General features: G+C 58.8%; 30 protein-coding genes. 7 read left to right on the forward strand and 23 right to left on the reverse strand.

All coding sequences use genetic code 11. From position 1 onward, the window contains the following. Positions 1 to 4 precede the first annotated feature (4 nt). The 13 genes from EnteroDNA1_RS10865 to EnteroDNA1_RS10920 form a co-directional block, all read right to left on the reverse strand. Positions 5 to 355, reverse strand: a complete 351-nt coding sequence (locus EnteroDNA1_RS10865; protein ID WP_064673337.1) for a GPW/gp25 family protein — start codon at positions 353 to 355, stop codon at positions 5 to 7. After that, the gene (locus EnteroDNA1_RS10870) at positions 352 to 993 is read right to left on the reverse strand and encodes a phage baseplate assembly protein V (RefSeq protein WP_033146689.1); all 642 of its coding nucleotides are present in this window, start codon (positions 991 to 993) and stop codon (positions 352 to 354) included. The genes EnteroDNA1_RS10865 and EnteroDNA1_RS10870 overlap by 4 nt, the downstream gene beginning before the upstream one ends. 112 nt (positions 994 to 1,105) lie before the next feature. Beyond that, positions 1,106 to 1,573, reverse strand: coding sequence for a phage tail protein (locus EnteroDNA1_RS10875; RefSeq protein ID WP_033146690.1), 468 nt, complete (start codon positions 1,571 to 1,573; stop codon positions 1,106 to 1,108). After that, on the reverse strand, positions 1,536 to 1,781 hold the full coding sequence (gene lysC, locus EnteroDNA1_RS22580; RefSeq protein WP_231926973.1) for an Rz1-like lysis system protein LysC: 246 nt from the start codon (positions 1,779 to 1,781) through the stop codon (positions 1,536 to 1,538). Before lysC ends, EnteroDNA1_RS10875 begins: the two co-directional genes overlap by 38 nt. After that, positions 1,669 to 2,082: an Rz-like lysis system protein LysB gene (lysB, locus tag EnteroDNA1_RS10880; RefSeq protein WP_071891638.1), complete on the reverse strand. Its 414-nt coding sequence runs from the start codon at positions 2,080 to 2,082 to the stop codon at positions 1,669 to 1,671. Before lysB ends, lysC begins: the two co-directional genes overlap by 113 nt. An 8-nt stretch (positions 2,083 to 2,090) precedes the next feature. Continuing rightward, positions 2,091 to 2,600 (reverse strand): lysozyme, encoded by a 510-nt coding sequence (locus EnteroDNA1_RS10885; protein ID WP_048981243.1) that lies wholly within the window; start codon positions 2,598 to 2,600, stop codon positions 2,091 to 2,093. Next, entirely contained in the window at positions 2,584 to 2,805 is a 222-nt protein-coding gene (locus EnteroDNA1_RS10890) for an HP1 family phage holin (RefSeq protein WP_029741404.1), read from the reverse strand. The genes EnteroDNA1_RS10885 and EnteroDNA1_RS10890 overlap by 17 nt, the downstream gene beginning before the upstream one ends. Continuing rightward, entirely contained in the window at positions 2,796 to 2,999 is a 204-nt protein-coding gene (locus EnteroDNA1_RS10895; RefSeq protein WP_023309248.1) for a tail protein X, read from the reverse strand. The genes EnteroDNA1_RS10890 and EnteroDNA1_RS10895 overlap by 10 nt, the downstream gene beginning before the upstream one ends. Before the next feature lie 179 nt (positions 3,000 to 3,178). After that, positions 3,179 to 3,619 carry a DinI-like family protein gene (locus tag EnteroDNA1_RS22175; RefSeq protein WP_048981242.1) on the reverse strand — a complete coding sequence of 147 codons (441 nt, stop codon included), beginning with the start codon at positions 3,617 to 3,619 and terminating at the stop codon, positions 3,179 to 3,181. A 109-nt stretch (positions 3,620 to 3,728) separates the two neighbouring features. Further along, positions 3,729 to 5,918, reverse strand: a complete 2,190-nt coding sequence (locus tag EnteroDNA1_RS10905; protein WP_048981241.1) for a replication endonuclease — start codon at positions 5,916 to 5,918, stop codon at positions 3,729 to 3,731. A 1-nt stretch (position 5,919) separates the two neighbouring features. Continuing rightward, complete coding sequence (locus tag EnteroDNA1_RS10910; protein ID WP_045404086.1) at positions 5,920 to 6,141, reverse strand: TraR/DksA family transcriptional regulator; 222 nt, start codon at positions 6,139 to 6,141, stop codon at positions 5,920 to 5,922. Continuing rightward, complete coding sequence (locus tag EnteroDNA1_RS10915) at positions 6,141 to 6,368, reverse strand: DUF2732 family protein (protein WP_029741400.1); 228 nt, start codon at positions 6,366 to 6,368, stop codon at positions 6,141 to 6,143. The genes EnteroDNA1_RS10910 and EnteroDNA1_RS10915 overlap by 1 nt, the downstream gene beginning before the upstream one ends. A gap of 68 nt (positions 6,369 to 6,436) precedes the next feature. Next, positions 6,437 to 6,775 carry a DUF5347 domain-containing protein gene (locus EnteroDNA1_RS10920; protein ID WP_033146696.1) on the reverse strand — a complete coding sequence of 113 codons (339 nt, stop codon included), beginning with the start codon at positions 6,773 to 6,775 and terminating at the stop codon, positions 6,437 to 6,439. Between the two features lie 227 nt (positions 6,776 to 7,002). On the opposite strand from EnteroDNA1_RS10920, the gene EnteroDNA1_RS10925 reads away from it, so the two are divergent. Next, a complete protein-coding gene (locus EnteroDNA1_RS10925) occupies positions 7,003 to 7,578 on the forward strand; it encodes a phage repressor protein CI (RefSeq protein WP_047060318.1) in 576 nt (191 codons plus the stop codon). A gap of 282 nt (positions 7,579 to 7,860) precedes the next feature. After that, complete coding sequence (locus EnteroDNA1_RS10930) at positions 7,861 to 9,030, forward strand: DNA repair protein (protein ID WP_033146698.1); 1,170 nt, start codon at positions 7,861 to 7,863, stop codon at positions 9,028 to 9,030. Here the strand turns inward: EnteroDNA1_RS10930 and EnteroDNA1_RS10935 are convergent, their stop codons facing one another. Beyond that, the gene (locus tag EnteroDNA1_RS10935; RefSeq protein ID WP_069303328.1) at positions 9,031 to 9,795 is read right to left on the reverse strand and encodes a siderophore-interacting protein; all 765 of its coding nucleotides are present in this window, start codon (positions 9,793 to 9,795) and stop codon (positions 9,031 to 9,033) included. It abuts the gene before it with no gap. A gap of 146 nt (positions 9,796 to 9,941) precedes the next feature. Here EnteroDNA1_RS10935 and EnteroDNA1_RS10940 point away from each other — a divergent pair, with 146 nt between their 5' ends. Continuing rightward, positions 9,942 to 10,436: a PadR family transcriptional regulator gene (locus EnteroDNA1_RS10940; RefSeq protein WP_029741394.1), complete on the forward strand. Its 495-nt coding sequence runs from the start codon at positions 9,942 to 9,944 to the stop codon at positions 10,434 to 10,436. Here the strand turns inward: EnteroDNA1_RS10940 and EnteroDNA1_RS10945 are convergent. Together EnteroDNA1_RS10945 and EnteroDNA1_RS10950 are read right to left on the reverse strand one after the other, a co-directional pair. Continuing rightward, positions 10,433 to 11,992 (reverse strand): methyl-accepting chemotaxis protein, encoded by a 1,560-nt coding sequence (locus tag EnteroDNA1_RS10945; RefSeq protein WP_047060311.1) that lies wholly within the window; start codon positions 11,990 to 11,992, stop codon positions 10,433 to 10,435. The genes EnteroDNA1_RS10940 and EnteroDNA1_RS10945 overlap by 4 nt on opposite strands. A gap of 336 nt (positions 11,993 to 12,328) precedes the next feature. Further along, positions 12,329 to 13,849, reverse strand: coding sequence for a methyl-accepting chemotaxis protein (locus tag EnteroDNA1_RS10950; protein ID WP_069303329.1), 1,521 nt, complete (start codon positions 13,847 to 13,849; stop codon positions 12,329 to 12,331). 435 nt (positions 13,850 to 14,284) lie between these two features. On the opposite strand from EnteroDNA1_RS10950, the gene ygjG reads away from it, so the two are divergent. Further along, positions 14,285 to 15,664, forward strand: coding sequence for a putrescine aminotransferase (gene ygjG / locus EnteroDNA1_RS10955; protein WP_048981233.1), 1,380 nt, complete (start codon positions 14,285 to 14,287; stop codon positions 15,662 to 15,664). Positions 15,665 to 15,747: 83 nt separating this feature from the next. On the opposite strand, the gene EnteroDNA1_RS10960 is transcribed toward ygjG, so the two are convergent. Continuing rightward, entirely contained in the window at positions 15,748 to 16,350 is a 603-nt protein-coding gene (locus EnteroDNA1_RS10960; RefSeq protein WP_039260488.1) for a helix-turn-helix domain-containing protein, read from the reverse strand. A gap of 42 nt (positions 16,351 to 16,392) precedes the next feature. Between EnteroDNA1_RS10960 and EnteroDNA1_RS10965 the strand changes: the two genes are divergently transcribed. Together EnteroDNA1_RS10965 and EnteroDNA1_RS10970 are read left to right on the forward strand one after the other, a co-directional pair. Further along, positions 16,393 to 17,079 (forward strand): B3/B4 domain-containing protein, encoded by a 687-nt coding sequence (locus EnteroDNA1_RS10965; protein WP_033146704.1) that lies wholly within the window; start codon positions 16,393 to 16,395, stop codon positions 17,077 to 17,079. A gap of 12 nt (positions 17,080 to 17,091) precedes the next feature. After that, on the forward strand, positions 17,092 to 17,940 hold the full coding sequence (locus EnteroDNA1_RS10970) for a dihydrodipicolinate synthase family protein (RefSeq protein WP_048981231.1): 849 nt from the start codon (positions 17,092 to 17,094) through the stop codon (positions 17,938 to 17,940). 55 nt (positions 17,941 to 17,995) lie between these two features. Here EnteroDNA1_RS10970 and lsrG read toward each other — a convergent pair whose 3' ends face one another. From lsrG to lsrA, 6 genes are read right to left on the reverse strand one after another with little or no spacing between them, the layout of a single operon-like run. Continuing rightward, a complete protein-coding gene (lsrG, locus tag EnteroDNA1_RS10975; RefSeq protein ID WP_033146706.1) occupies positions 17,996 to 18,289 on the reverse strand; it encodes a (4S)-4-hydroxy-5-phosphonooxypentane-2,3-dione isomerase in 294 nt (97 codons plus the stop codon). Further along, positions 18,286 to 19,173, reverse strand: a complete 888-nt coding sequence (lsrF, locus tag EnteroDNA1_RS10980) for a 3-hydroxy-5-phosphonooxypentane-2,4-dione thiolase (protein WP_048981229.1) — start codon at positions 19,171 to 19,173, stop codon at positions 18,286 to 18,288. Before lsrF ends, lsrG begins: the two co-directional genes overlap by 4 nt. Before the next feature lie 11 nt (positions 19,174 to 19,184). Beyond that, entirely contained in the window at positions 19,185 to 20,186 is a 1,002-nt protein-coding gene (lsrB, locus tag EnteroDNA1_RS10985; protein ID WP_033146708.1) for an autoinducer 2 ABC transporter substrate-binding protein LsrB, read from the reverse strand. Position 20,187: 1 nt separating this feature from the next. Then, positions 20,188 to 21,165 carry an autoinducer 2 ABC transporter permease LsrD gene (gene lsrD / locus EnteroDNA1_RS10990; protein ID WP_048981228.1) on the reverse strand — a complete coding sequence of 326 codons (978 nt, stop codon included), beginning with the start codon at positions 21,163 to 21,165 and terminating at the stop codon, positions 20,188 to 20,190. Then, a complete protein-coding gene (gene lsrC, locus EnteroDNA1_RS10995) occupies positions 21,166 to 22,197 on the reverse strand; it encodes an autoinducer 2 ABC transporter permease LsrC (RefSeq protein ID WP_048981226.1) in 1,032 nt (343 codons plus the stop codon). Next, entirely contained in the window at positions 22,194 to 23,681 is a 1,488-nt protein-coding gene (gene lsrA, locus EnteroDNA1_RS11000) for an autoinducer 2 ABC transporter ATP-binding protein LsrA (protein ID WP_069303330.1), read from the reverse strand. Before lsrA ends, lsrC begins: the two co-directional genes overlap by 4 nt. Positions 23,682 to 23,896: 215 nt before the next feature. Between lsrA and lsrR the strand changes: the two genes are divergently transcribed. Continuing rightward, the gene (gene lsrR / locus EnteroDNA1_RS11005) at positions 23,897 to 24,868 is read left to right on the forward strand and encodes a transcriptional regulator LsrR (RefSeq protein ID WP_039260477.1); all 972 of its coding nucleotides are present in this window, start codon (positions 23,897 to 23,899) and stop codon (positions 24,866 to 24,868) included. Positions 24,869 to 24,880: the final 12 nt, after the last annotated feature.

Raw genomic sequence — 24,880 nt, forward strand, 5'->3', positions numbered from 1 at the left:
GCGTTTAACTCAGTGAAATGGTGATAGAAAAGGATTGCCCGGAGGTCGGGCGCGTGCCGGTGATATCGACATACAACGTCCCGTCGTTCTCCGAACGCTCGAAAGTGATGGCCGTCAGGCTTATTCGCGGCTCCCATTTCTGGATGGCGGAATAACAGGCGGCCATGATTTGCAGACGCAGCGCCGGGCTCTGCGGCCTGTCGATCATCGCCGCCAGCAGCGAGCCGTAATCCCGCCGCATGACCCGCGAGCCAATCGGCGTAATCAGAATGTCGCGCACGCTTTGCCGGATGTGTTCCGCCTCTGAAAGGCTAAGCCCGGTCTGCCTGTTCATCCCCCTGTAACGCACCGTCATTGTGTCCCCTTAGTCCAGCTTCCGCCGCTTTGCACACTGCCGTGCGCGTGGTTATCCACCTGCACCCCGTTGGAGGTGAATTTACCGCCGGAATGCTCAATATTTCCGGCCATCACACCGCCCTTCTGCACTTCAAGAGAGGCAGTAATTAACTTGTTAGTGCACACCACTTCAGGCGTATCCAGCGTGATGCGGGACGTTGACGTCACCCTCACCTCCGGCACGGTGGCGGTCAGCGATTCAGAGGCGGTAATATCGGCCGTTTTAATGCCTGTAACCGTCAGCGCCCCGTGACCGGGTTCGTACTCGATGACCGCCCCGTCAGGAAACGAGACGTGGAACGCATCAGGCGACCCGGACGGCGCCGGATGGTCGTCAGAGAAAATGCCGGGCAGCACAAAGGCGGTATCAAGCTCGCCGCCGATGGCCAGCAGCAGCACCTGCTCTCCCTCGGAAGGGGCCCACCAGACGCGTGAACGTCCCGCACGACAGGTGAGCCAGTTCAGCCAGGTGGTTTTCATCCCGCCGGTCTGGACACGACAAAGCCCTCTGCTGAGGTCAACATCGGTCACAACACCGATACGAATAAGATTGCGGATCGCGCGAGCGATGCCGTTCATGGAAGTTAATGTATTCATGAGAAGAGAATGCCGTTCAGGAGGAACGGCAGCAACGAGACGGGGTTTTCTGCGGGATGATACAACAAGCGGTCCAGACGGCAGTCGGATGGCGGCCTTCAGCGCGGGGAAATTACTCCTCCCACTGGCTGACCAGCTCGCCGTTAACGTACAGCGCCTTCGGACGCGTGACGGGCTCCGGCAGCGGCGGCTCGGGGGAATACGTCGCGTGCAGAGCGCCCTGCTCCTGGGAAACAAGAATACGCTCGGTTAATTGCACGCTGATGGTGATATCCATCGTATCGTCATCGTTTAAGACGATCGCGAAGGTGTAACCGTTTTTGCGGCCTTCATCGAGGGTAAAAATATCCGGCTGGTTTACCCGAAGCCAGGCCAGCACCGGGACGAAAAATCCCTCGCTGTCGCCGGTGAAGCCGCTAACCTTCGCGTTCAGCGCATACCGCTTTTCAAAGGAGAGCGAGGAGGCCTGGCGGGCGTCAATATTGCCGCCTCCGACCGACATCTGCAGGCGCTCCGGGTTGGCATTGAGTTGGGGGATCGCGTCAATTAATGCCTGACGCAGGCTCTTGAGTTTGTGCATCGAGTTTATCCTGACAGTCTTTAATGGTTTCAACCTGCAGCGCGCAGGCGATAAGGGCGTATTCCAGCCTGCGAATATCCGCGCTGAGATCGCCGTTAGTGGCGGGTTCGCTCCCCGGCATCGGGCAGCGGCTCACCTTCGGGCAGGCGTTGTAAACAATGGGCTGCAGAGGCGCAGGCGGTGCGGGTGTGCAGCCTGCGGACAGCATCAGGCAGCTGAGCGGTATACCAGCGGCGTAACGCTTCATTTTCATTGAGTAATCTCCCGATAGTCGCTTCCCGTCTTGCCCTCTCCTCGCCCGCGGTGACAAGCTCCTCACGGAGCCTGACCTGGGCGTTTTCATTTGCTCTGGCCATTCGCTGCGACAGGGACAGCTGCTGATTAAGCGTGGCGAGGGCCGTTTTTTGCTCGCTGGCGACCCGGTTGGCCGCGGCTAAGGAACGGGACAGGTTCAGGTTGTCATGACGAAGCCACAGCGCGATGGCCAGCAGCCCGGCCAGCGCCAGCATGAGCGTTCTCACGGCAGCCCCTTCATGCACCAGGCCTTCTCGCGGACGCGACGGTTTTCCAGCCCGGCATTTTTGACGCCGTTGACGTACACCCAGCGGGTAAGCTGACCGCATGCCTGCGGCCACTGTTTACGTTTGATAAAGGACACCAGCGTCGAACGGCAGGCAGCGCCTGCGCCGACATTAAAGGTAAAACTCACCAGCGCGTCATAGACCCGGGGCGGCATCTCTACCGGTGCACACGCCGCCAGACGCCGCTCAACATTGAGCACATCAGCAACCAGGTTTACCGCAGCCTCACGCTCGGTAATGTCCCGCGTCGGCACAACGTTTGCCGTGTGGCCAATGCCGGACGTCCATACGCCGGCGCTACACCGGTAGGGCGAGAGGCGACATCCTTCGAGGTCGGCAATCAACGCCAATCCTTCCGGGGACGTTTTCAGTAATCGAAAGTCAGGCATCAGCACCGCCAGGGCCAGCACGCCGGCGACGCTGCAACGCTTAATGATTGAGTTCACGAATGCTCTTCTTATCGAGGCCAAGAGACTGGAGATAGCGCCAGGTTTTTCGCTTAAACCAGTAATTCGTTAATGCGGTAAAAATGGCGCACAGACTCCCCACGTACAGCGCGACTTTTTCAGGAGACATCGCCCCGAACCATGCCAGCGCCACGGCCAGCCAGTAGGCGATAAACGTGGTGATTTTCTCCAGGCTCAGTCCCATAGGTTTACGGATTCTTTTGTGGGGGCGCTATTCACCTCCGGCATCTCTACCGGCGTGCCGTGAGGCAAGATAACGCCTAACTCCGCGAGGCCAGGATTGGCCTTCAGAACGGCTTCAACGACTCCAGCCGTGCGCCCATAAAAGCGGGCGCAAACGGCATCAAGCGTGTCCCCTTGCATTGCATAGATTTTCATCAGACGCTCCCAACATCCGGTTTCCAGGTACCGTAGAGTTTCCCGGGCCAGCAGGCTTTTCGCTATCGCTGACGGATGGACAATCGCGGGCACAACAGATCGTCCGCGAGCGGCGAAGCGTGGTTCAACGGAAGCGCAAAACAGGAATGAGGGTGTTGGTACGGGTGATGACGCCGGGGCTAGCGCCAGCTCTCGTCTTCCCAGACTTCCCGGAGGATAGCGTCCAGCGCCTCGCGATCGGCTTCTTTTTCAAGCCCCTGGAGTTCGACCCCCGTCACCGATCCGATTTTCACGTTCACCCGCGATGACGGAAACAGGGATCGTATTCTGCGGGTCAGTTCGCACTGAAAGGCCTCAGCGACGGCAGGGTCAATCTGCTGATCTTTATCGAGAGTAATGTTCACCCGAACGTTGCCCTCTTTTTTGATTCGTTCCGGAACAGGCGATGCTGAGAATACAACGGTAAATGCGTTGTTCTTGATTAAATTTCCCCGCGCAATCTCAGCAATCAAATTCAGGGCAATCTCACGATCTCTTTCCTGACACGTTCCTTCCGTCGTCAGTCGCGCAATCAGCTCGACTCGTTCAATCATGACCTGCTCGTTCAACTCTCTGTCCACACAACCTCCACCACGAGATACTGTATAAACATACAGTAGCACGTATTCACAAAAAGAGTGAAGCGAAAAATCAGAACCCTTCACGGTATGTACATGATATGGATGGAGATTAGCGTGCCCTCTGAGCGAAGAGATCCGTTAAAAGCCCAATACGTTCAAGGATTTTCCGCGCCTTTTGCTGGTAAGAACACGGTGCCGGAAATAGCGATCCGTCAGCTGCGCCCCTGCACCATTTATCGTTAAAGCGGCTGATGCCTCCCGCCATCAGATGCAGGGCTTCTGCCCGGCTGATGGCTATCCCGGTGGCGAGCCGTATCTCATCGATCACCTTCTCCGGTACCCCGTTCTGCGGGTCGCTCGCGAAGACGACGGGCGCTGTCGCGCCAGGGCGGATGAATTTGATGCGTTCGGTTAACGCCCGCCTCGCACGTCGGCTGAGGGGTTGAGAAAGATCGGTCTGCGTACAGTTATTGACAGAACTCCGAGAGGATACGGGCGCGTCCTTAAGATCCGCGGCCCGCTTCGGCACAATTTTCCACTGCGTGAGCCGGGTTAAAACTGGGCTGCCCGCGCCAACGGCAGAATCGTACACGCCGCGGATGCGGACCGTTTCCTCGCCGTACTGGTTAAACCCGGCGCGCGGCTCATACAGCGTGCGCACCTGTAAATCATCGCGACGCACAAACGGCCCGCCCTGCGCAGTAACGTAACCCGCCCAGTCCCCGGCGTCGGCAGCCTCCTGGACGGCAGCAAACTCAACGCTCAGACCGCGCGCGGCCTCGGCATCCACCAGACGCCGCAGCTCGCGGTAGACCGTTACCGGCGCGCCGCCGATGAACTGAAACTGGCGAATGTGCCAGCGCCCTGCCCAGGCCGACACGGCGGACGCCGTCTCCTTCAGCAGACCACCGCTTTCGTTATCGGTCTCGCCATCGAGCGCATAGCCGTCGATATTCTTTGAGATGTATTTGGCGATATAGCCGGTAGCGCTGCCTTTCTGCGGATCGATCGCGTCCGCGTGAAAGCGCGCCTGTCTGGCGCCTTCGCTCTGCAGCTCGGCAGCATCCTCCTGCCGGGTATAATCCCCAATAATCCGGCGAACGCATTCGACGTCTTCCGGCAGCATAAACATCAGCATGTGCCAGTGGGGCGTACCGTCGTGATGGGGTTCCGCAACGCGGATACCAAAGATACGGCGCCCGTCCCGGTGCAGTTTTGCCCGGATGCGCGCCCACAGGCGGGTAAAGTAGAGTTGCGTATCCGCCGGGCTGGCCCCGTTCCACTTCGCGTTGGGGAAGCCTGATTTCAGCGTCGCGTGATACTGCGCGGGCGCGGTTAAGGTATAGAACTCGCCCACGTAGCCAAGCGCCTCACAGATATTTTCAAACCCGCGGATACGGGTCATCAGTTCACAGCGACGTATCGCCGGGTTGGCCACCGAGCTGTCGTATTTTTCAATCAGGCTGATGCGGTTGCCCTCTTCATCTTCCAGCTCCATGCCCTTGAGAAATTCGCGGGTGCGGCGCTTCTGCTCGCGCCACTCGGTCACGCAGCGTTTGCTCGCATACGCCGCTTTTCGCTTGCTGACGTTGCCGAGGGCAATCTGCAGATGCTCGCGCCAGGCAGCCGCGACCCGACGCAGACGCCCGCGCCACCACGCCTCGGAAAACATGCGGATCACCGCCGCGGCAACGTCATCTTTGTTGAAAAACGTCTTCGACACCCGCTCCCAGTGCGGAGGCGACACGTTGAACTGTCGGGCGATCAGTCCGGCGCGCTGATACCAGACGTACAGCGTCTGGTATTCACCCATCTCAGCATCGTTAATATTCGCCAGCTCGCCGCGAATAAAGCTGGCGATATCTGCGGCCAGCAGGTCGATGTCCGCGCGGGACATATCCGGAAGGCGGTTATAGCGGGCCACCAGTTCGACCATCCGCGAGGCGAGGTATTGCAGAAGCTGAGTGTCGAAATGGCCGTCAAACACGGCCCTCGAGACCTCGTCGTGCAGGCCTGTGCAGGCATAGCGTTCAGAGACCCGCCTCAGACGGGGTAACATCCTTTTGCAGAAGCGGATCAAAAAGGCGTTAGCCTGCGGGCTGCCCCTATGCTGTTCGAGGGCGTCAACCGTGCGCCAGACCTCGAAGCGTACGCAGTCAGGCTGCTGTGAGAGGGAAATTCTTGCCTGCTGCAGCGCCGCGAAAAGGCGATCGCGGCGCTGCTGTTGGGCGTGGGTGAGATAAGGGCTGGCAATGGCCGACCGTGGGGCATTCCACGGATAAGCAAATGACGTAGCCAACTTATCCTCCCCGGACGTGTTTATTTTTCATCTCCGCGATCTCCTGGCAGGTCACGCACAGGGCTACCCCAGGCACCGCTATTCGGCGCGCCTCCGGTATCGGGGCCTCGCAGTCCTCGCAGAGGAAACGCGAAGGCGATGCGGGTCGTCTGCGGGCGCGATTAATGTACCGCTCTCTGTCCTCCTGCTCGCGCGCCTGCGCAAGATCGATAAAATCGGCCATCAGTGCAGCTCCTGGGATTCACGCTCGTAGCGGGCCGCCTCGTGGCACAGCAGTTCGGCAACGTCTTCTCCGCTCATGCCGGTTTTGTAGATATGGCTCGCCAGGGCCTCCAGACGCAGGGAGACCGCGAGGGCTCGCGCGCATCGTTCCTCTGTTTTTGCCTCTGCCAGCAGGCGCTTCAGTTCTTCACTTCCGGTCGGATAAGGGCGGTTTTCACTGTTTCGCATCACGCGTTCTCCTTAAATTCAGGCAAAAGGATGCCCGGCGGGTTTACGCCATTAGTTTTTGGGTTGGGTTATATCGGCATGGTCAGCCGTTCAGGAAATAAACTCACGACAGCACGAAAATGATTCATGGCGTTAATCAGCGCCCTTTTCTCCTCTGTGGTTAGCTCACTGAGCTCGCACTCATGACGGGCGACGGGCAATCTCGCCAGGAAAAAGAGGGCGGCCAGCGCCCTGCTGTTCTCCTCAAAACAGGGATCGCGCTTATCGCGCAGTTCAGCCATAAACCGCGCCAGCTCTTTTCCGCTATCGCTCCCGTATCGGGCGCGCAGTTCAGCGATGTGGTTAAGCCCGCTAAGGCGCGCTCCCACGCTAAGTGGAACCCTTGCACGGGCAGCTTCTATCGCCATATCTCCCCTCGCGTAAACTCACGCACGCTAGTGCGCTGAAAACGGGCACAGCACGGTTTTTTCCGCCGTTTGATGATTGCGATTTCAGATGCCATGCTGCATGATTCCCATTTTGATAATGTCTGCAATCATTAGCCTCTGTTTGCCAACGCCTGCCGCTGATTGCCCGAATTTGTAATGATACTAATACCCAAATGAGTATTAGTAAACACCCAAAGGAATATATTTTGATTTTAGATTCTCAAGTGAATAATGAAGAGTTACTCGATAGAATCTGTCAGGTATATGGTTTCACGCAGAAAATCCAGCTGGCCCGGCACTTTAATATCGCCGCCAGCTCGCTTCAGAACCGCTACGCGCGCGGTACCGTCTCTTACGACTTTGCGGTTCAGTGCGCGCTGGACACCGGTGCCAGCCTTCGCTGGCTGATGACCGGACAAGGTGCACAGTTTGAAGGTCACCCCGCGCCGGGCGATCCGGTTTCGGTTTCCACATTCACACTGAGTGATGGAAAGCTGGAAGAAAATACCACTTTGAGTATTGACTCTGGTTTCTTTAGCAAACCGCTGGCTCGCGGCATCGCCGTTCGGGCGGAGGGAAAGCTGCACTTTATTGAAAAAGAAGCATCGTTAACCGACGGCCTGTGGCTGGTTGAGATTGAAGGCACTGCCAGCATCCGCGACCTCACGCTGCTGCCGGGTAAAAAACTCCACGTGGCGGGCGGCAAGGTTCCGTTTGAATGCGGTATCGACGAGATAAAAACGGTGGGGCGCGTGGTGGGGATTTACAGCGAGGTTAATTGAGGGTGGGTCGGATGCATTCGCCACCAAAGGTGGGGCGCTCGCTTTCGGGTAGGACACGGAAAAACCCGAGGCAGGGGAAAAAGAGGATCGACGCACATTAACAAGGCTGGTGAAGGTGTGGCATGTCGCTCTATCGGGTTTACCCCATAATGAGAGCACCACACATCAACTCATTAAAGAAATCCCCCATCGCGCCGATCATCATCCGTGTGTATTATTTCCTGTAGCTTTTACAACAACTAACCTTAACTCAAATACTTAAGCGCCAAAGCGAAAGGCATCATGAGCACACCGATCAAACGGCTAGAAATCATTAAAAATGCCATTGAACTGGAAGATGATGACATCATCCAGAGCCAGCTGACACGCCTGAAAAATGAAGCGTTTGACGATGAGCTGCAGGCAATCGTCGTGGCGCTTGAGGAGAAGAACTACACCGCTGCGATGGCGGCAATTACCGCCTGGCTGCAGGGCCAGCGCGCCGTAACCCAGTGGCGAGATCCGCAGGTGGCCGCCAGCAAGCTGGAGCTGAAGGCGCTGGAAGAGCGTCTACGCGATCTGATTGACCGCCGCAACGCCCGGGTGCAGCAGCTTGATGAGTTCAACGATCTCTATTTTTCTCGCCTCGGACCGCTGATGCAGCAGATCCTCGCCCTGCGTAAAACGCTGGCCGAGCTCAATCTGCGCCGTCAGCAGGCGGAAGCGCGTCGTCGCGAGGAAGATTACCGTCGCTGCCAGCGCTATATGGCGCAGGCGGTAGAGGTGCTGGCGACGCTCACCCAGCGCTGGCGCGATCTCCCGGCCGACTCCGTGCAGGCCGCTGAGGCGCGTAAGCATCTTGAACAGCAAAGCAATCTGATTGCCAACCTGCTGGCCGAAGCGCTGGAGCTGGAGAGCGGCTTAACGCGCGAAGAGGAGCCTGCGCGTCAGGCGCGCGACGACGCTAACGAAGAGTACGAGAAGTATCGCGAGCAGCATCACGATGCCGAAGTGCGGCTGCGCAAGGGCAAGGATCTTTCGGAAGAGGATCGGAACGAGCTTAAGCGCCTCTGGCGGCAGGCGAGCAAGCTCTGCCATCCGGATCTGGTGGCGGACGACCTGAAAGAGGAAGCTAACGCGATGATGGTCCAGCTCAACCAGGCAAAGCAGCGTGGCGACGTTAAAACCATTCGCTCACTGGTGGCCCGCCTGCAGCAGGGCTTTGAGCCATTGATGGCAAGCGACAGGCTGAACGATCTGGAACGTATCCGCAAAAAAATGGCGCAGGTTCGCGAGCAGATAGACATTTTAGTGAACGAGCTGGCAGAGCTGGAGAAAGAGGAGTCCTGGCTTCTGGTCTCGTCGCTCAACAATATGGAAGCGTACTTCGCTCAGCAGGAGAAAGCGCTGCACGAGGTCCGCGCCTCGCTCGAACATCAGGTGAGCGAAGCGCAGCTGGATTCCGCTGCCTGATTATTTGGCGTGCCAGTATGCGCTGGCACGCACCAGTTGTGGGTCAATCGCGTCGGTTTCAAACTGACGGCTCAGCGTCTTCACCACCTTCCCTTCCCCGGTCAGCCAGATGAAATAGTCTTCCCCAGGAACGGTCAGCGCCGCCAGATGGTCCGCTACCGCCTGCTCGCTATGGCCCACCACCCAGGTGATTTCGAACTCGCTCAGGTGTGCCAGATAGTCTTTATAAGATTCGTCCCCGACCGTCACTACCGCATGAACCTGCGGGCGAACCGGCAGTTTAGCAATGCTTTCTAAGCGTCGACGCAGCGCGGGCATGCCGGACTCGTCGCACACGTACAGCTGCCAGGCGTAATCCTCCGGTACCACCAGCGAACCGCGCGGACCGCCGATGGTCAGCCTGTCTCCCGCTTTCGCCTCGACCGCCCAGCGGCTGGCAATGCCGCCGTCGTGAATGAAGAAATCGAGTACCAGCTCATGGTTTGCCTCGTCGTACAGCGGCGTGTAGTCGCGCGTCTGAGGACGTACGCCGTCACCCCAGTCGATGCCTTCATCGGTGACCACCGGCGGTACAAATACCGCCCCAGGAGCCGGGAAAAAGACTTTTGTATGGTCGTCGAAACCGCGGGAACTAAAGCCCTCCAGCTGCTCGCCGCCTAAAACAATGCGCTGGAAACCCGCGCTGGCGCGCTCAACGCGGAGCACCGTCAGCTCGCGAAAGCGCAGGTCATTACGAACACGCTGTGGGTAACGGGTAGATGCCATTTTTAGCCCCTCTCTGGTGAATACGATATATCTAAATCAATTTTCAAATGATAATGATTACTAATAAGTAAAAATGCAAGATCTTTTAGATTGCATCTGAATATATCTTAGATATAGTTTAGATATATCAAATTAAGAGAGCTACTATGCGACACGAACACGACAGCGGCGGGCGCCGACCGCGCTTTTTCGGCCACGGCGATCTGCGGCTGGTGATTCTGGATATCCTGACCCGCAGCGCGAGCCACGGCTACGAGCTGATCAAAGAGATCGAGAACCTGACCCAGGGGAATTACACCCCGAGCCCAGGAGTGATCTACCCGACCCTGGATTATCTTCAGGATCAGACCTTTATCACCATTACGGAAGAAGAGAACGGTCGTAAGACGATTACGATTACCGCTGAAGGACAACGCTGGCTGGACGAAAACCGGGAACAGCTGGAACAGATCCAGGTGCGTATCAAAGCGCGTTCCGTCGGTTTTCAGCTGCGCAAAAACCCGCAGATGAAGCGGGCGCTGGATAACTTCAAAGCGGTGTTAGACCTGAAGGTGAATCAGGGAGAGCTCAGCGACGCGCAGCTCAAGCAGATTATCGGCGTTATTGACCGCGCGGCGCTCGAGATCTCCCAGCTGGACTAAGCCGGAGCGTGCTCGCTCACGCGGAAGACGCGTACCAGCTCCTTCAGGTGCATCGCCTGTTCGTTAAGCGATGCTGCCGCCGCCACGGACTCCTCCACCAGCGCGGAGTTCTGCTGGGTGGTGGCGTCAATCAGGCCAATCGCGCTGTTAATCTGCGAGATACCTTCCGTCTGCTCGTGGCTGGCCTGGCGAATTTCGCGCAGAATCACGTCCATCTCTTCCACGTTACCGACCATCCCGTTGATCAGCCCACTCGCTTTTTCGACCAGGTTCATCCCGTCCTGGGTCTGACTGGTAGAGCTCTCAATCAGCTCGCGGATTTCGCTGGCAGATGACGCACTCTTCTGGGCAAGCTGGCGAACTTCACCCGCCACCACCGCAAAGCCGCGACCGTGCTCGCCGGCGCGCGCCGCTTCCACCGCCGCGTTCAGCGCCAGAATGTTGGTCTGGAAGGCAATGGCGTCGATCAGGTCGATAATGTCGGACATCCGGTTCGACGTCTCGTTAATCAGGCGCATTTTGCTGGTCACCTGCTTCATCATCTCGCCGTTGTTTTTAACCACCGTGGCGGCATCCGCCGAGAGGTTGGTCGCTTCCCCGGTATGCGAGGCGGTATTTTTCACCGTCGCGGTGATCTGCTCCATCGAGGCGGCGGTCTGTTCAACAGAACTTGCCTGCTCTTCCGTGCGCGCGGCCAGATCCTGGTTCCCGGCGACAATCTGCGCGGCTGCACTGGAGATATTCTCCGAGCCGGTTTGCACCTGCTGCACAATGTCCAGCAGTCGCGTTTTCATCTCCATCAGCGCATGCAGCAGCAGACCCGTTTCGTCTTTACCGTGTGGCGTGATGCTGCCCGTCAGATCGCCCTCAGAAATGGCTTTTGCAAAATGCACCGCCTCGCCGAGCGGACGAGTGATAGCGCGCACGATAAACCAGCCAATCAGGCTGCCTGCCGCGACGCTAAAGAGCGTGAGCAGGATCAGCAGCAGGCGGTTAGACCTGAAATCCCCTTCCACCTGCGCGCCGGCACTCTGCATCTCGCTGTTTTGAATGGTAATCAGCTCCTTCACCTTCGCTTTATAAGCCTGCTGCACGGCGAGGGTGGTGGTCATCATCTCCTGAATAGCGCCCGCACGATTGTTGTTCTGCACCGCCTGCAGAATGCGGTAGCGCGAGTCCAGATACTGCTGGCGCACGCTGCGGATCTCCGCCAGAACCTGCTGAGACTTTTGATCCTGCAACGCGTTGTTCAGCTCGCCCAGGATCACCGTGATGTGCTCGCTGATCTCTTTCAGGCGCTGCTGAGATTGCCCCGTATAGGTGCCCTGCTCGTCCAGCAGCATCAGCTGTTGAGTGCTAATAAATTCCTGGAAGTTATCGATTAACTGGTTCGCTTTTACCGTGGTCGGATAATCGCTGGTAATAATCGATTGCATCCCGTTATTAGCCCGGTTCAGGCTCAGCAGAGACAGGCTCGCGCTGATCGCCATCAGGACAATAAAGAACCCAAACGCCAGAAATAATTTCGTGCCGATCTTTACGTCATGTAAGAACATATTTTCTCCATCGATGTGATTATTTCTCAGACGATCGCTGTTATCGGTAACGATTTCGCTAACTTTATGAGTTTGATCGTTTTTTTATTTAATAACCCCCGCAATGCATAGGTGTAGGCTATTAATATGGCCTCATCGATCGTTACCAGACCGTCAAACGGGGTATTTTCGAAATAGCATTCTGAAGAACTGACTTAGGCAGGAATAAATAACTGAGGCAATTTCTTTAGTTATTTAATATTAAATTAACAATAAACCACATTAATAGTCACAATCAAAAAATAAAACGCCGCTTATTCCTTACGGAATAAACGGCTTTTTTGGAACATTACTGACTCAGTGGAGCACAGTCACCGCATCCTTGAGGCGTCCGGCGCGGTGCTTCACCATTGCAGAAATGTGGGCGCTCTCCTCGACCAGGTCGGCGTTTTTCTGCGTGATGCTGTCGAGTTCAGCCACCGCGCGGGTCAACTCTGACAGCCCGGTGGCCTGCTCGGAGGTCGCGTGGCTGATCTGGGCGATAAGCTGCGTCACGTTTTTCACCTGCACCACGATATCATCCATCGTGCGGCCTGCGGCGTGAACCTGCTCAGAGCCGGACTGCACCTTGCTGGCGCTGGCATCAATGAGTTTACGAATATCATTGGCGGCACTGGCGCTGCGGCTGGCGAGATGGCGAACTTCGCCCGCGACCACGGCAAAACCTTTTCCCTGCTCTCCTGCCCTTGCCGCTTCAACCGCCGCGTTCAGCGCCAGAATGTTGGTCTGGAAAGCGATATCGTTAATCAGGGAGGTAATCGAGCCAATCCGCTGCGTGCTGTCGGCAATGTCATCCATGGTTTTGACGACGGTCTGCATCGCGTTGCCCCCTTTCGTCGCCGCGCTGCTCGCGGCCACGGAGAGTTTATCCACCTCGGCGGCGGTTTCAGAGTTACTCTGAACGGAAGCGGCCATCTGGTTCATTGTCGCGACGGTCTGCTGCACATTCGCCACGGTCTGACGCGTGCGATCGTTCAGATCTTCATTTCCCTGTGCCAGCCTGTCGCTGCCGTCACGGACGCTCACCACCTGGCTCGAGACGTCATTGATTAACCAGCGGCACATCAGGCCCAGCTGCCCGACCGCGCGCAGCGTCAGCCCCAGCTCGTCGCTGCGGTTCAGATGCTGCACGCTGTTGCGCTCACCGGTTGCGACCTTCAGCGCCTGTTGCGCCACATTCTCTACCGGGCGGACAATCTGTTGCTCAAACAGCAGCGTTCCCAGCAGCATCACCACCGCGGCAGCAACGAGCGGCATCCACCCGGCGGAAGTCGCGATCAGCGTGGCGGCGAGAACGGCAAAAAGCGCCGCCATCACGCTGCGCACGCGCCAGCGCAGCGGCATTGCCGGCAGTTTACCCAGCCAGCCTTTTCCAACCACCAGCCCCTTGTGCACACGTTTCTTACAGCTCCCGTCGTTCAGCGCCCGGTAGAGCGGCTCCACGGCCGCAATCTCTTCGGCTGTGGCTTTGGTGCGAATGGACATATAGCCCGTCACCTGCCCGCGGCGCACCATCGGCACCGCATTCGCACGCACCCAGTAGTGGTCGCCGTTTTTGCGCCGGTTTTTGACAACTCCGCTCCACGGCTCGCCCTGCTGCAGCGTGTACCACATATCGGCAAACGCGGCTTTTGGCATATCGGGGTGGCGCACCAGATTGTGCGGCTGGCCCGTCAGCTCATCGAGCTGGTAGCCGCTCACCTGCACAAAGGTGTCGTTGGCGTGTGTGATGTAGCTGTGGACGTCTGTGGTAGACATTAAGGTGGTGTCATCGTCCAGAGGATATTCATTCTGGGTGACATAGGTTGGAGAGGACATCGTGGGCATCCCTTGCAGGTTATTTGAATGTTAATTTTGTGGGTCAATGTTTTTTCGGCGGTAAACAATTTATCTTTAGTTGTTAAACTTGATGAAGATCGCAGATTTCACTTAAACCATACTTTTTGTACGATTTTATAATTCATTGATTTCAAATACTTTCGCAAAGAAATTACCTATAAAGCATGACCAGTTAATGCCCACTTAAGTTGCAGCCAATGCACTTCTTTAGTGCAGATGCGCTTTTCCGGCCTCATTTACCCTTTTTGTCCTGTACCGCTAAATCCCGTTTCGGTTGCTCCGGCATGATTAAATATTGTGCAACATTATTTTAACCTGGCGTTTATCCCGATTTTCGTTAAGTCATCTGAAGTGGCGTAATCCCTGCAATACTTAAACCAGTATCATGTGATACGCGATCCCCGGGAGCACATTTTGAACAGGTTACCTTCCAGCGCCTCGGCTCTTGCCTGTACCGCGCACGCACTGAATCTCATTGAGAAGCGAACGCTCGATCATGAGGAGATGAAACAACTTAACCGAGAGGTCATCGATTACTTTAAAGAGCACGTCAATCCAGGTTTTCTGGAGTATCGCAAATCTGTTACCGCCGGTGGGGATTACGGAGCCGTAGAGTGGCAAGCGGGGAGTCTTAACACGCTTGTCGACACCCAGGGACAGGAGTTTATCGATTGCCTGGGTGGTTTTGGTATCTTCAACGTGGGGCACCGTAATCCAGTTGTGGTTTCCGCCGTACAGAATCAACTTGCGAAACAACCTCTCCATAGCCAGGAACTGCTCGACCCGCTTCGCGCCATGCTCGCGAAAACGCTGGCGGCCTTAACGCCCGGCAAACTGAAGTACAGCTTCTTTAGCAACAGCGGCACGGAATCGGTCGAAGCGGCGATTAAACTCGCCAAAGCGTACCAGTCGCCGCGCGGGAAATTCACCTTTATCGCCACCAGCGGCGCGTTCCACGGTAAATCTCTGGGCGCATTGTCTGCTACCGCCAAATCCACCTTCCGCAAACCGTTTATGCCGCTGCTGCCGGGCTTCCGCCACGTGCCGTTCGGCGACATTAACGCCATGCGCACCGTGCTGAGCGAATGCCGTAAAACCGGCGATGACGTGGCGGCGGTGATCCTGGAGCCGATTCAGGGTGAAGGCGGCGTGATCCTCCCTCCGCAGGGCTATCTGCCCGCCGTGCGTCAGCTGTGCGATGAGTTTGGCGCGCTGCTGATCCTCGACGAAGTCCAGACCGGGATGGGGCGCACCGGCAAGATGTTTGCCTGCGAGCACGAAAACGTGCAGCCGGACATCCTGTGCCTGGCGAAAGCGCTCGGCGGCGGCGTGATGCCGATTGGTGCGACGGTTGCGACTGAAGAGGTGTTCTCGGTGCTGTTCGACAACCCGTTCCTGCATACCACCACCTTTGGCGGTAACCCGCTGGCCTGCGCGGCCGCGCTGGCAACCATCAACGTGCTGCTGGAGCAAAACCTGCCCGCCCAGGCGGAGCAGAAAGGCGACATGCTGCTGGACGGCTTCCGTCAGCTAGGCCGGGAATATCCGGACCTGGTGCAGGACGCGCGTGGCAAAGGGATGCTGATGGCGATTGAGTTTGTCGATAACGAAACCGGCTATAACTTCGCGAGCGAGATGTTCCGCCAGCGGGTGCTGGTCGCCGGAACGCTCAACAACTCGAAAACCATCCGCATTGAACCGCCGCTGACGCTGACGATTGAGCAGTGCGAGCAGGTGCTGAAAGCGGCGCGTAAAGCGCTGGCAGCGCTGCGAATAAGTGTGGAAGAGGCGTAATCAACGCCGGGTGGCGCTACGCTTACCCGGCCTACAAAATACTGCATGCAGGCCCGGTAAGCGTAGCGCCACCGGGCTGCTTTTTATCGGTGAAATTCCGCCACCGTCATGGTGAAGCGAAGCACGGTATCGCCTTCGTTCGCATATCCGTGCGCCGCTTCCGTTTTCGCCACCGCCGATGCGCCAGCGTTAACCTGGGTCACCGTCTCATCCACCGTCAACGTTAAAACGCCTTCGTTCACGTGCAGCAGCTCAAAGGTTCCCGCCGGGTGCCCCGGAGAGGTAAAGCGCTCTCCCGGCTGCATCTCCCACTGCCATAGCTCAATCATATCCGGGCCTGCGGTTCCCGCCAGCAGTCTGGCGCGTCCACCCTGTGCGCCCTGCCACAGCACCGGAATCGCAGCCTCTTCGATAACGTGCACCAGCGGCTCGCTGGATACGTTGACGATATCCGCTACGGAGATGCCGAGCGCGGCGGCCAGCTTGCACAAGATGGCGATACTGGGGTTGGCTGCGCCCTTTTCGATCTCCACCAGCATGCCTTTGCTAACGCTTGCCCGGCGGGACAACTCGTCCAGAGACAGCTTTTTCTCTTTGCGCCAGTTGCGTATGCGGTTTGCCACGGCCAGGCTTACCAGGGCAACATCGGCACCCTGCGAAGTCATTATATTGACTTTATCAGTCATTGGTCACTACCATGGTATAAAACAGTCAATACAGGATTATTTATGTCTCTCGTTACGCCGTCAATAGATTCGCATCTTGCCGGGATTGCCCCGGGCTTTCGGGCGCTGAGCATTCTGGTTGAAGCTGCGCCGATAACCCACCCCGAGGTTGCGCCCGCCGCGTTGGCGCAGGCCTGCCAGCAGATGTTGAATGATGATGTGCCATGGGCTGATGCACACCTTTCAGACTGGGATGAGGTGTTTAAAGCCTTCGGCGCGAAACCGAAACGCACGCCCTGCTCGGCATCTGCCCTGCGCAAGCGGGTACTGAAAGACGGTTCGCTGCCGTCGCTGGATCCGGTCGTAGATATCTATAACGCGGTGAGTATTCGCTATGCCATTCCGGTGGGCGGGGAAAATCTCGCGGCGTATTCGGGTGCGCCGCGTCTGACGCTGGCCGACGGCAGCGAGCCGTTTGATACCTTCAAAGAGGGACAACCAGTGATGGAACATCCGGAACCGGGCGAGGTTATCTGGCGCGACGATCTCGGCGTCACCTGCCGCCGCTGGAACTGGCGCCAGGGGGTGCGTACCCGTCTGGACAGGCAGGCACAATCCATGTGGTTTATTCTTGAAAGCCTGCCGTCGATGCCCCTTGCGGCACTGGAAGAGGCAGGAGAAGAACTGGTCAACAACCTGCAGCGGCTGATGCCGGGAGCCACGGCTCGGGTTCAGCTGCTGACGCTGTAGGAGGACAACACGATGTTTCACGGGTTAAGCGCGTTTCCGTTAACCCCCCTGAAAGAGGGGACGTTTGACGAGCACTCCTTCATCAATCTTCTGCGCCCCGTGGTCGACGCTGGTATGGATTCACTGGGCATTTTGGGCTCAACGGGAAGTTACGCCTATCTGACCGTTGAAGAGCGCGGTCGGATCGCACGCTGCGCGGTGGCGCATGCTGATGACATTCCGGTCATCGTCAGCATCGGCGCATTGCGGCTGGACGATATTCTGCGTCTAGCTGACGACGCGCAATCGGCAGGTGTCTCCGGCGTGCTGCTGGCACCCGTGTCGTACCAGCGATTAACGGAAGACGAAGTGTTTACTCTCTATGAAACGGTGACCCGCCAGCTCTCAGTACCGCTGTGCATTTACGATAATCCCGCCACAACCGGTTTTTCGTTTAGCGATGAACTGTTATTTGCCGCCGCGGCCCTGCCGAATATAGGGTCCATTAAGCTTGGCCGCGTGCCGGAGGACCTGTTGCAGGTACGCGCTCGTCTACCTGATACCGTCACGCTGGGCATCGCCGGTGACTGGCGAGCGGCCTCCGCCCTGCAGGCCGGGTTTGACGTCTGGTACTCGGTGGTCGGCGGGTTGTTTCCGCAAACAGCGCTGGCGATTGCCCGTTCGAAAGAGTCGGCACAATCCGAGCGGCTGGAGCCGCTTTGGGCGCTGTTCCGCCATTATGGTAGTTTGCGGGTGGTAGCGGCAGCGGCAGAAATGCTGGGGAAAGTGGAAACACCCGCGCTACCCTTCCCCCTTCAGGCTCTTCAGGGTGAGCCGCGCGAAGCGCTTGCTACGATACTTGCGGATCTGGCGCTGGCTTGAACAACGCCGGGTGGCGCTAGCGCTTACCCGGCCTACAAAACCTTTATAACGCCTGTTACTCCGGCAACAGCCCCACAAAACTGCGTTTCTTGCGCGGCTCCGACATCAGCTCTTCGAGCTTATCCACGCACGCCAGATAGTGCGGGGTTTGCTTGTGCGCCAGCACCGCCTCTTCGTCTTTATAGGCTTCGTAGATAAAGAACCGGGTCTTCACCCTCGGGTCCTGCAATACGTCAAAACGCAGGTTTCCCGACTCCTGGATTGCCCCCTCGTGGTTAGCGCGAAACACCTCCAGAAACTCGTCTACCCGCTCGGGCTTAATGTTGATCTCCACCAGCGTCACGTTCATTTTGCTTCTCCCTGTTTCTCATCCTGCCAGAACTGGAACGCATCGCGGGCGTTCCAGTTCTCGTGAACCACTTTTTTCACCGCCTTCAGCATGGCGAGCGGCGCGCTGGACTGGAAGATGTTGCGTCCCATATCCACGCCCGACGCCCCCTGATCGATAGCCCGCCAGCACATCTCCAGCGCCTCGTGCTCCGGCAGCTTTTTGCCCCCGGCGATCACAATCGGCACCGGGCAGCTGGCGGTCACTTTTTCAAAGCCCTCGTCCACGTAGTAGGTTTTGACGAACTGCGCCCCCATTTCGGCGGCGATGCGGCTGGCCAGCGAGAAATAGCGCGCGTCGCGCGCCATCTCTTTCCCCACGCCCGTCACCGCCAGCGTCGGCATACCGTAGCGCGCGCCCGCATCGACAAGCTTGATGATGTTGTTGATCGACTGATGCTCAAACTCGCTGCCGATATACACCTGCGCCGCCACCGCGCAGACGTTCAGGCGCAGCGCGTCCTCCATCGCCACCGCCACGCACTCGTTGGACAGTTCGCCCAGAATCGAGTTACCGCCGGAGGCGCGCAGCACCACCGGTTTGTTCGTGGCGGCTGGCACCTGACTCCTGAGGATGCCGCGGGTGCACATCAGCACGTCGGTTTCGCCAAACAGCGGCGCGATGGAGAGGTCGATACGCTCAAGCCCGGTGGTCGGCCCCTGAAAGTAGCCGTGGTCAAAGGCCAGCATCACCGTGCGGTTGCTCTGCGGGTTGAAGATGCGCGCAAGCCTGGACTGCATGCCCCAGTCCAGCGAGCCGCAGCCCTTCAGGGTGTACGGCACATTCTGCTGCGCCGTGCCGATGCCAAAATCCTTGCCGTCTTTGATGTCGTCTAAATCAGCCATTTGCTCCCCCGTCAGAAATCGTATTTGCTGATGTTCTCTTTGGTGAACACCACGCGCTCCGGCAGCAGCACGATGCCGTTGCCCTTCGCCTCATACTGGTAGCCCTGCACGCTGTTCGGCTCGACCTTCAGCGCGCCGATATTTTTTACGTCCACGCTGTCGCCGACGTTAAGATCGCCTTTTTTCAGCAGGCGATCGGCGACGTTGACCGCAATTTTGCCCTGTTGTACTACATCCCACAGGCCGAAGGCTTTCACCGTGCCGCGCTCAACGTACGGGCGCATCACGTTCGGCGTGCTGAAGCCGACAATCGCCACCCCTTCCCGCTTCAGGTTTTCCGCCGCCTGCGCCGCCGCTGGAAGCGCGTTGGCGTCCGGGGCGATAATCGCATCCAGATCCGGATACGCTTTTAAGATCCCTTCGGCGGTTTGCAGGGATTTGGTGGCGTCGTTATAGCCAAACTGGGTCGTCACGACCTGCCACTGGGGGTGATCTTTCTCGATTTTGGCCTTCGCCTCTTTCACCCACTGGTTCTGGTCGGTGACGGTCGGGCTTGAGTAGAAGAACGCCACTTTAGCGTTCGGTTTGGTGACCTGTTTGCCCGCCATCTCCACCAGCAGGCCGCCCAGCTGCTCCGGCGTCCCCTGGTTGATGTAGATGCTGCGGCACTCCGGTTTGGTGTCGGAATCCCAGGTCAGGACTTTGACGCCGCGCTGCATCGCGCGCTTGAGCGCCGGGCAGAGGCCGTCCGGCGACACGGCGGAGACGATGATGGCGTTATAGCCCTGGTTGACGAAGTTGTTGATGAGCTGCACCTGGCCGGAGACGCTCGGCTCGGTCGGGCCGTCGTAGGTCACGTCCACGCCGAGATCTTTTCCCGCCTCTTTCGCGCCGTTGCCGCCGCTGGTGAAGAACCCCACGCCCACCAGCTTCGGGATAAAGGCAATGCGGTCCGCCGCCTGCGCCGAGGCGAAGCTGAGGGCCATTGCCAGGACTATCAGTTTTGTTTTCATCTTACGCTCCGGATAGTTTTCTAAAGAGAGAACGCACCCACTCGCGGTGCAGACTCAGCGAACGTCCCATCACCACCACAACCAGCAGCGCCCCTGACAGCGCGCTCGACACCTGGTTAGGGATGCCGACCATCTGTAAACCCTGCTGCAGATACCCCACCAGCAGCGCAGCCAGCGCCGTACCGACAACCGAACCTGACCCGCCGTAGATATTGGCCCCGCCGAGCACGGCGGCGGTGAGCGCGGGCATCAGCAAATCACGCCCCAGATCCGAACGCGCGGAGCCGAAATAGGAGACCATCACCAGCGCGGCAATCGCCGAGGCCACGCCCACCAGCCCGTACAGCGCGTAGGGCATGCCGTTCACCGACAGCGCCGCATAGCGCGCGGCGCGCGGGTTTTGCCCAATCAAAAACAGATGACGACCAAAGCGCCCGCGGTGGGTAATCAGCCAGAAGAAAACCGTAATCACCGCGAACAGCACCAGCGGGATCGGCAGGCCCAGCACCGTGAGGTTAGCGAACGCCGTGAAGCCGTCCGGGAAACCGCCGATGCCCTCGTAGCCCGTCGCACCCGCCATGCCGGAGAGCAGCAGCGCGCCGCCGCCGTAGAGGTAAAGCGTGCCGAGGGTTATGACTAAAGGACTAATGCCGGTGTAGTGGATCAGCGCCGCATTCAGCAGCCCGCACAGCAGGCCGAGCAGCAGCGTCAATGGAATAGCGACCGCCATCGGCCACCCCGCCTGCATCATCACGCCCAGCGCGATGGCGCACAGGCCGATGGTTGAACCGAGGGAGATGTCGATCCCGCCGCTGATGATGACCAGCGTGAGCGGCAGCGCCACGATACCGATGCAGATGAAGTCGCTGGTGCTGAAAAGCAGCATGTTGACGTCGAGCATGCGCGGGTTGATGGCGCCAAAGAGAAGGATCTCCAGCACCAGTAAAATCAGCAGCGCGCTTTCCCAGTTAAGCCTCATTTACGCCACCTCTTTTTTGCGTTTGGGAAACGGGGTGACGTGCTTTCCCCCTTTGTTACCCGGCTGGAAGCGGCCGTACTTCAGCGCCCGCTGATGGCGCGCCAGCGCCTGGCGCAGACGCCCGTCGAGCACCAGCACGCCCAGCAGCACCAGCCCGGCGATAAAGTCGTTCCACCACGCCGGGAGCCTGAACAGCACCAGCACGGTGTCGATTTGGGTCAGGAAGAAGGCGCCGAGCAGCGCGCCAATCAGCGTGCCCGTGCCGCCCAGCAGCGAAATACCGCCGAGCACGCAGGCGGCGATGGCCTTCATCTCCAGCCCGCTGCCGGTCTGGTTGGGCACAAAGCCAATCTGCGCGGCAAAGACGATCCCGGCGCAGGCCGCCAGCATGCCGTTGAGGGTAAAGGCGATCATGCGGGTGCGGTTCACCGCCACGCCCAGCTGGCGCGCGGCGGCGAGGTTATCCCCCACCGCGTAGAAATCACGCCCGAACGCGGTGCGCGAGAGCGTCCACGCGCCCGTGACCGCGATAATCAACACCAGCATGCCGAGCGGCGAAATGCCGATGGCGGCAGGCTCAGAGAGGGATTTCAGCCCGGGCGGCAGCCCTTCAATCCACTTTCCGCCGGTCCAGAGCAGCATCGCGCCACGGTACAGCCCCAGCGTGCCGAGGGTGGCGACAATCGCCGGGATGCGCAGCCCCACCACCAGAAACCCGTTGAACGCCCCGGCCAGCGCGCCAACAGACAGCGCGAAGAGAATGGAGATGGGCAGGCTGTAGCCGCTGTTCAGCGCCACGCCGACGGCAATGGCGGACAGCCCGACGGTTGAGCCAACGGACACGTCGATATTGCGGGTCAGCATCACCAGCGCGGCACCGATGGCCAGCAGGATCAGGATCTGCGAGCTGGCGAAAATCATCCCCAGCGTCTGCAGGCTGAAGTAGGACGGATTCAGCGCCACCAGCACGGCGAACAGCGCCAGAATGGCGAGGAACGCGCTCAGCTCGCGGTTTTTCAGCAAGGTCTTCATGACTGCCCTCCGAATGCCAGCGCCATCATCCTGTCGAGGCTGACGGCGTGGCGCGGCAGCTCGCCGCTGAGCACGCCCTGATGCATCACCAGCACGCGGTCCGCAAGGCCCGGGAACTCGTCAAGATCGCTTGAGATCATCAGCACCGCCACGTTCTGCGCCGCCACGCTTTTTATCAACTGGTAGATGTCGGCGCGCGCCGAGACGTCCACCCCGCGCGTCGGTTCATCGACGATCAGCAATAAGGGGTTGGCCTCCAGACAGCGCGCCAGCAGCACCTTCTGCTGGTTGCCGCCGGAGAGCGTGCGCACGGTTTGATCCGCATGGTTGAGCTTGATCCCCAGCGCCCGGTGATAGCGCTCCACCACCGCCGACTCCCGCTTGCGCTGCTGCCAAATCGACGGCTCGTTCAGCGCCACCGTGTTCCAGCGGATCGGCGCGTCGAGGAACAGGCCGGACACCTGCCTGTCTTCCGGCAGGTAGACCAGCCCTTTTTCCAGGCGTGAACTTACCGGATCGGCGGTAATGTCCTGATTCTCCAGCCAGACGCGTCCGCCGCGTACCGGCCGCAGGCCGTAGAGCGTTTCCGCAAACTCGGTGCGCCCGGATCCCACCAGCCCGGCCAGGCCGACGATCTCGCCGGCGAAGATCTCAAGGCTGAGATCGATAAAGCCTTCCCCGGTGAGATCCTCTACCCGCAGCACCGGGAAATCCTGCGCCTGGGTGCGGCGGTTGCCCGGCAGCGCCAGCCACAGCTTTTGCGTATCGCTGAGGGATTTCTCCCGGCTTACCGGCGTCATGGCGGCGATCAGGGCGCTGTCGTCAAACTGCGCGGTTTCACCGCTCAGCACCACCGCGCCGTCGCGCATCACCGAGACGTGGCTTGCCAGCTGGCGAATCTCCGGCAGCTTGTGCGAGATAAAGACAATCCCGACGCCGAGCGCCTGCAGGGCGCGGATCTGGCGGAACAGCCGCTCGGTTTCGCCGGGCGTGAGGGAGGCCGTGGGTTCGTCGAGGATCAGGATCCTCGCGTTGCGCATCAGCCCGCGCAGGATCTCCACCATCTGCTGATCCGCCACTTCCAGGGTGCTGGCGGCGGCGTCGAGGTTAAGCTGGCACTGGAGCTGCTGGAGCTTCTCCGCCAGGCGCTTTTCCAGATCGCGTTCGCGCGGCAGGCGAAACAGGATGTTTTCCCGCACCGTCAGGTTGGGGAACAGCAGCGGCTCCTGCGGCACCAGATAAATGCCTAACCCGTGCGCCTGAGCGGGCGTGAGCCGCGCATATGACTGCCCCTCGACAGAAAGTTCACCGCCGTCCGGCGTTTCGACCCCGGCGATGATCTTCATCAGCGTCGATTTTCCCGCGCCGTTTCCGCCCATCAGGGCGTGCACCTGGCCCGCAAGCAGCGTGAAATCAATGCCTTTTAAGACCGGCACGCCTGAGAACTGCTTGCTGATATTCCGCGCGTCGAGAAGTGGTGTCATCATCGCTCCGCTATTGAACAAATGATTTTTAGATTTAATAATGTTCAAAAGCGTAGACGGTGAACTATATTTACAACCGTGCAGGGATCACAGTTTTATCGATTGAGATACAGATAAACCAGAAACGATCTAAAAGATCCGTTTTGTCGCGTGGCTCACACTTTCCCTTCGCGCCATCACGAACATATGATCTAAATTTTTATAAGAGTTCAACTATGAGCGATAAACGCACTGCGGAAGAAGGACGGTTTGCCGGGCTGGCACTGGCGGAAGAGGAGCTCGTGGCACGCGTTGCCTGGTGCTACTACCACGACGGATTAACCCAGAACGACATCGGCGAGCGGCTCGGGCTGCCGCGCCTGAAGATCTCCCGCCTGCTGGAAAAAGGCCGTCAGTCCGGGGTGATCCGCGTGCAGATCAACTCCCGCTACGAGGGCTGCCTGGCGCTGGAGACCGAGCTACAGCAGCGCTTTGGCCTGAAGCTGGTGCGCGTGATGCCCGCGTTAAATACGCCGCCGATGAACGTGCGGCTGGGCATAGGCGCGGCGCAGTCGCTGATGGGCGTACTGGAGCCCGGCCAGCTTCTGGCGGTGGGGTTTGGTGAAACCACCATGAGCTGCCTGCAGCACCTGAGCGGCTTTATCAGCTCGCAGCAGATCCGCCTGGTGACGCTCTCCGGCGGCGTCGGGCCGTACATGACCGGTATTGGCCAGCTGGACGCGGCCTGCAGCGTCAGCATGATCCCCGCCCCGCTTCGCGTGTCATCCGCAGAAGTTGCCGGGATATTAAAACGCGAGACCAGCGTGCGGGACGTGATTCTCGCCGCCACCGCCGCCGACGTGGCGGTGGTCGGCATTGGTTCAGTGAACCAGCGCCGTGACGCCACGATACTGCGCTCCGGCTATATCAGCGAAGGTGAACAGCTGATGTATGCCCGCAAAGGGGCGGTCGGCGACATTCTCGGTTATTTCCTCAATGCCGAAGGGGAATGCGTCGAGGAGCTGGAGATCCACAAAGAACTGCTGGGCGTCACGCTCGATGAACTGGCGCAGCTGCCCACCATCGTTGGCGTGGCCGGAGGAGAAGAGAAAGCCGATGCGATTTATGCCGCACTGAAGGGTCGCCGTATCAATGGCCTGGTGACGGAGGAGACGACAGCCCGCGCGGTGCTGGCTCTGGCCGACTAAGAGCCGCCCTGC

Source organism: Enterobacter sp. HK169 (genome assembly GCF_001719105.1).
Lineage (GTDB): Bacteria > Pseudomonadota > Gammaproteobacteria > Enterobacterales > Enterobacteriaceae > Enterobacter > Enterobacter asburiae_B.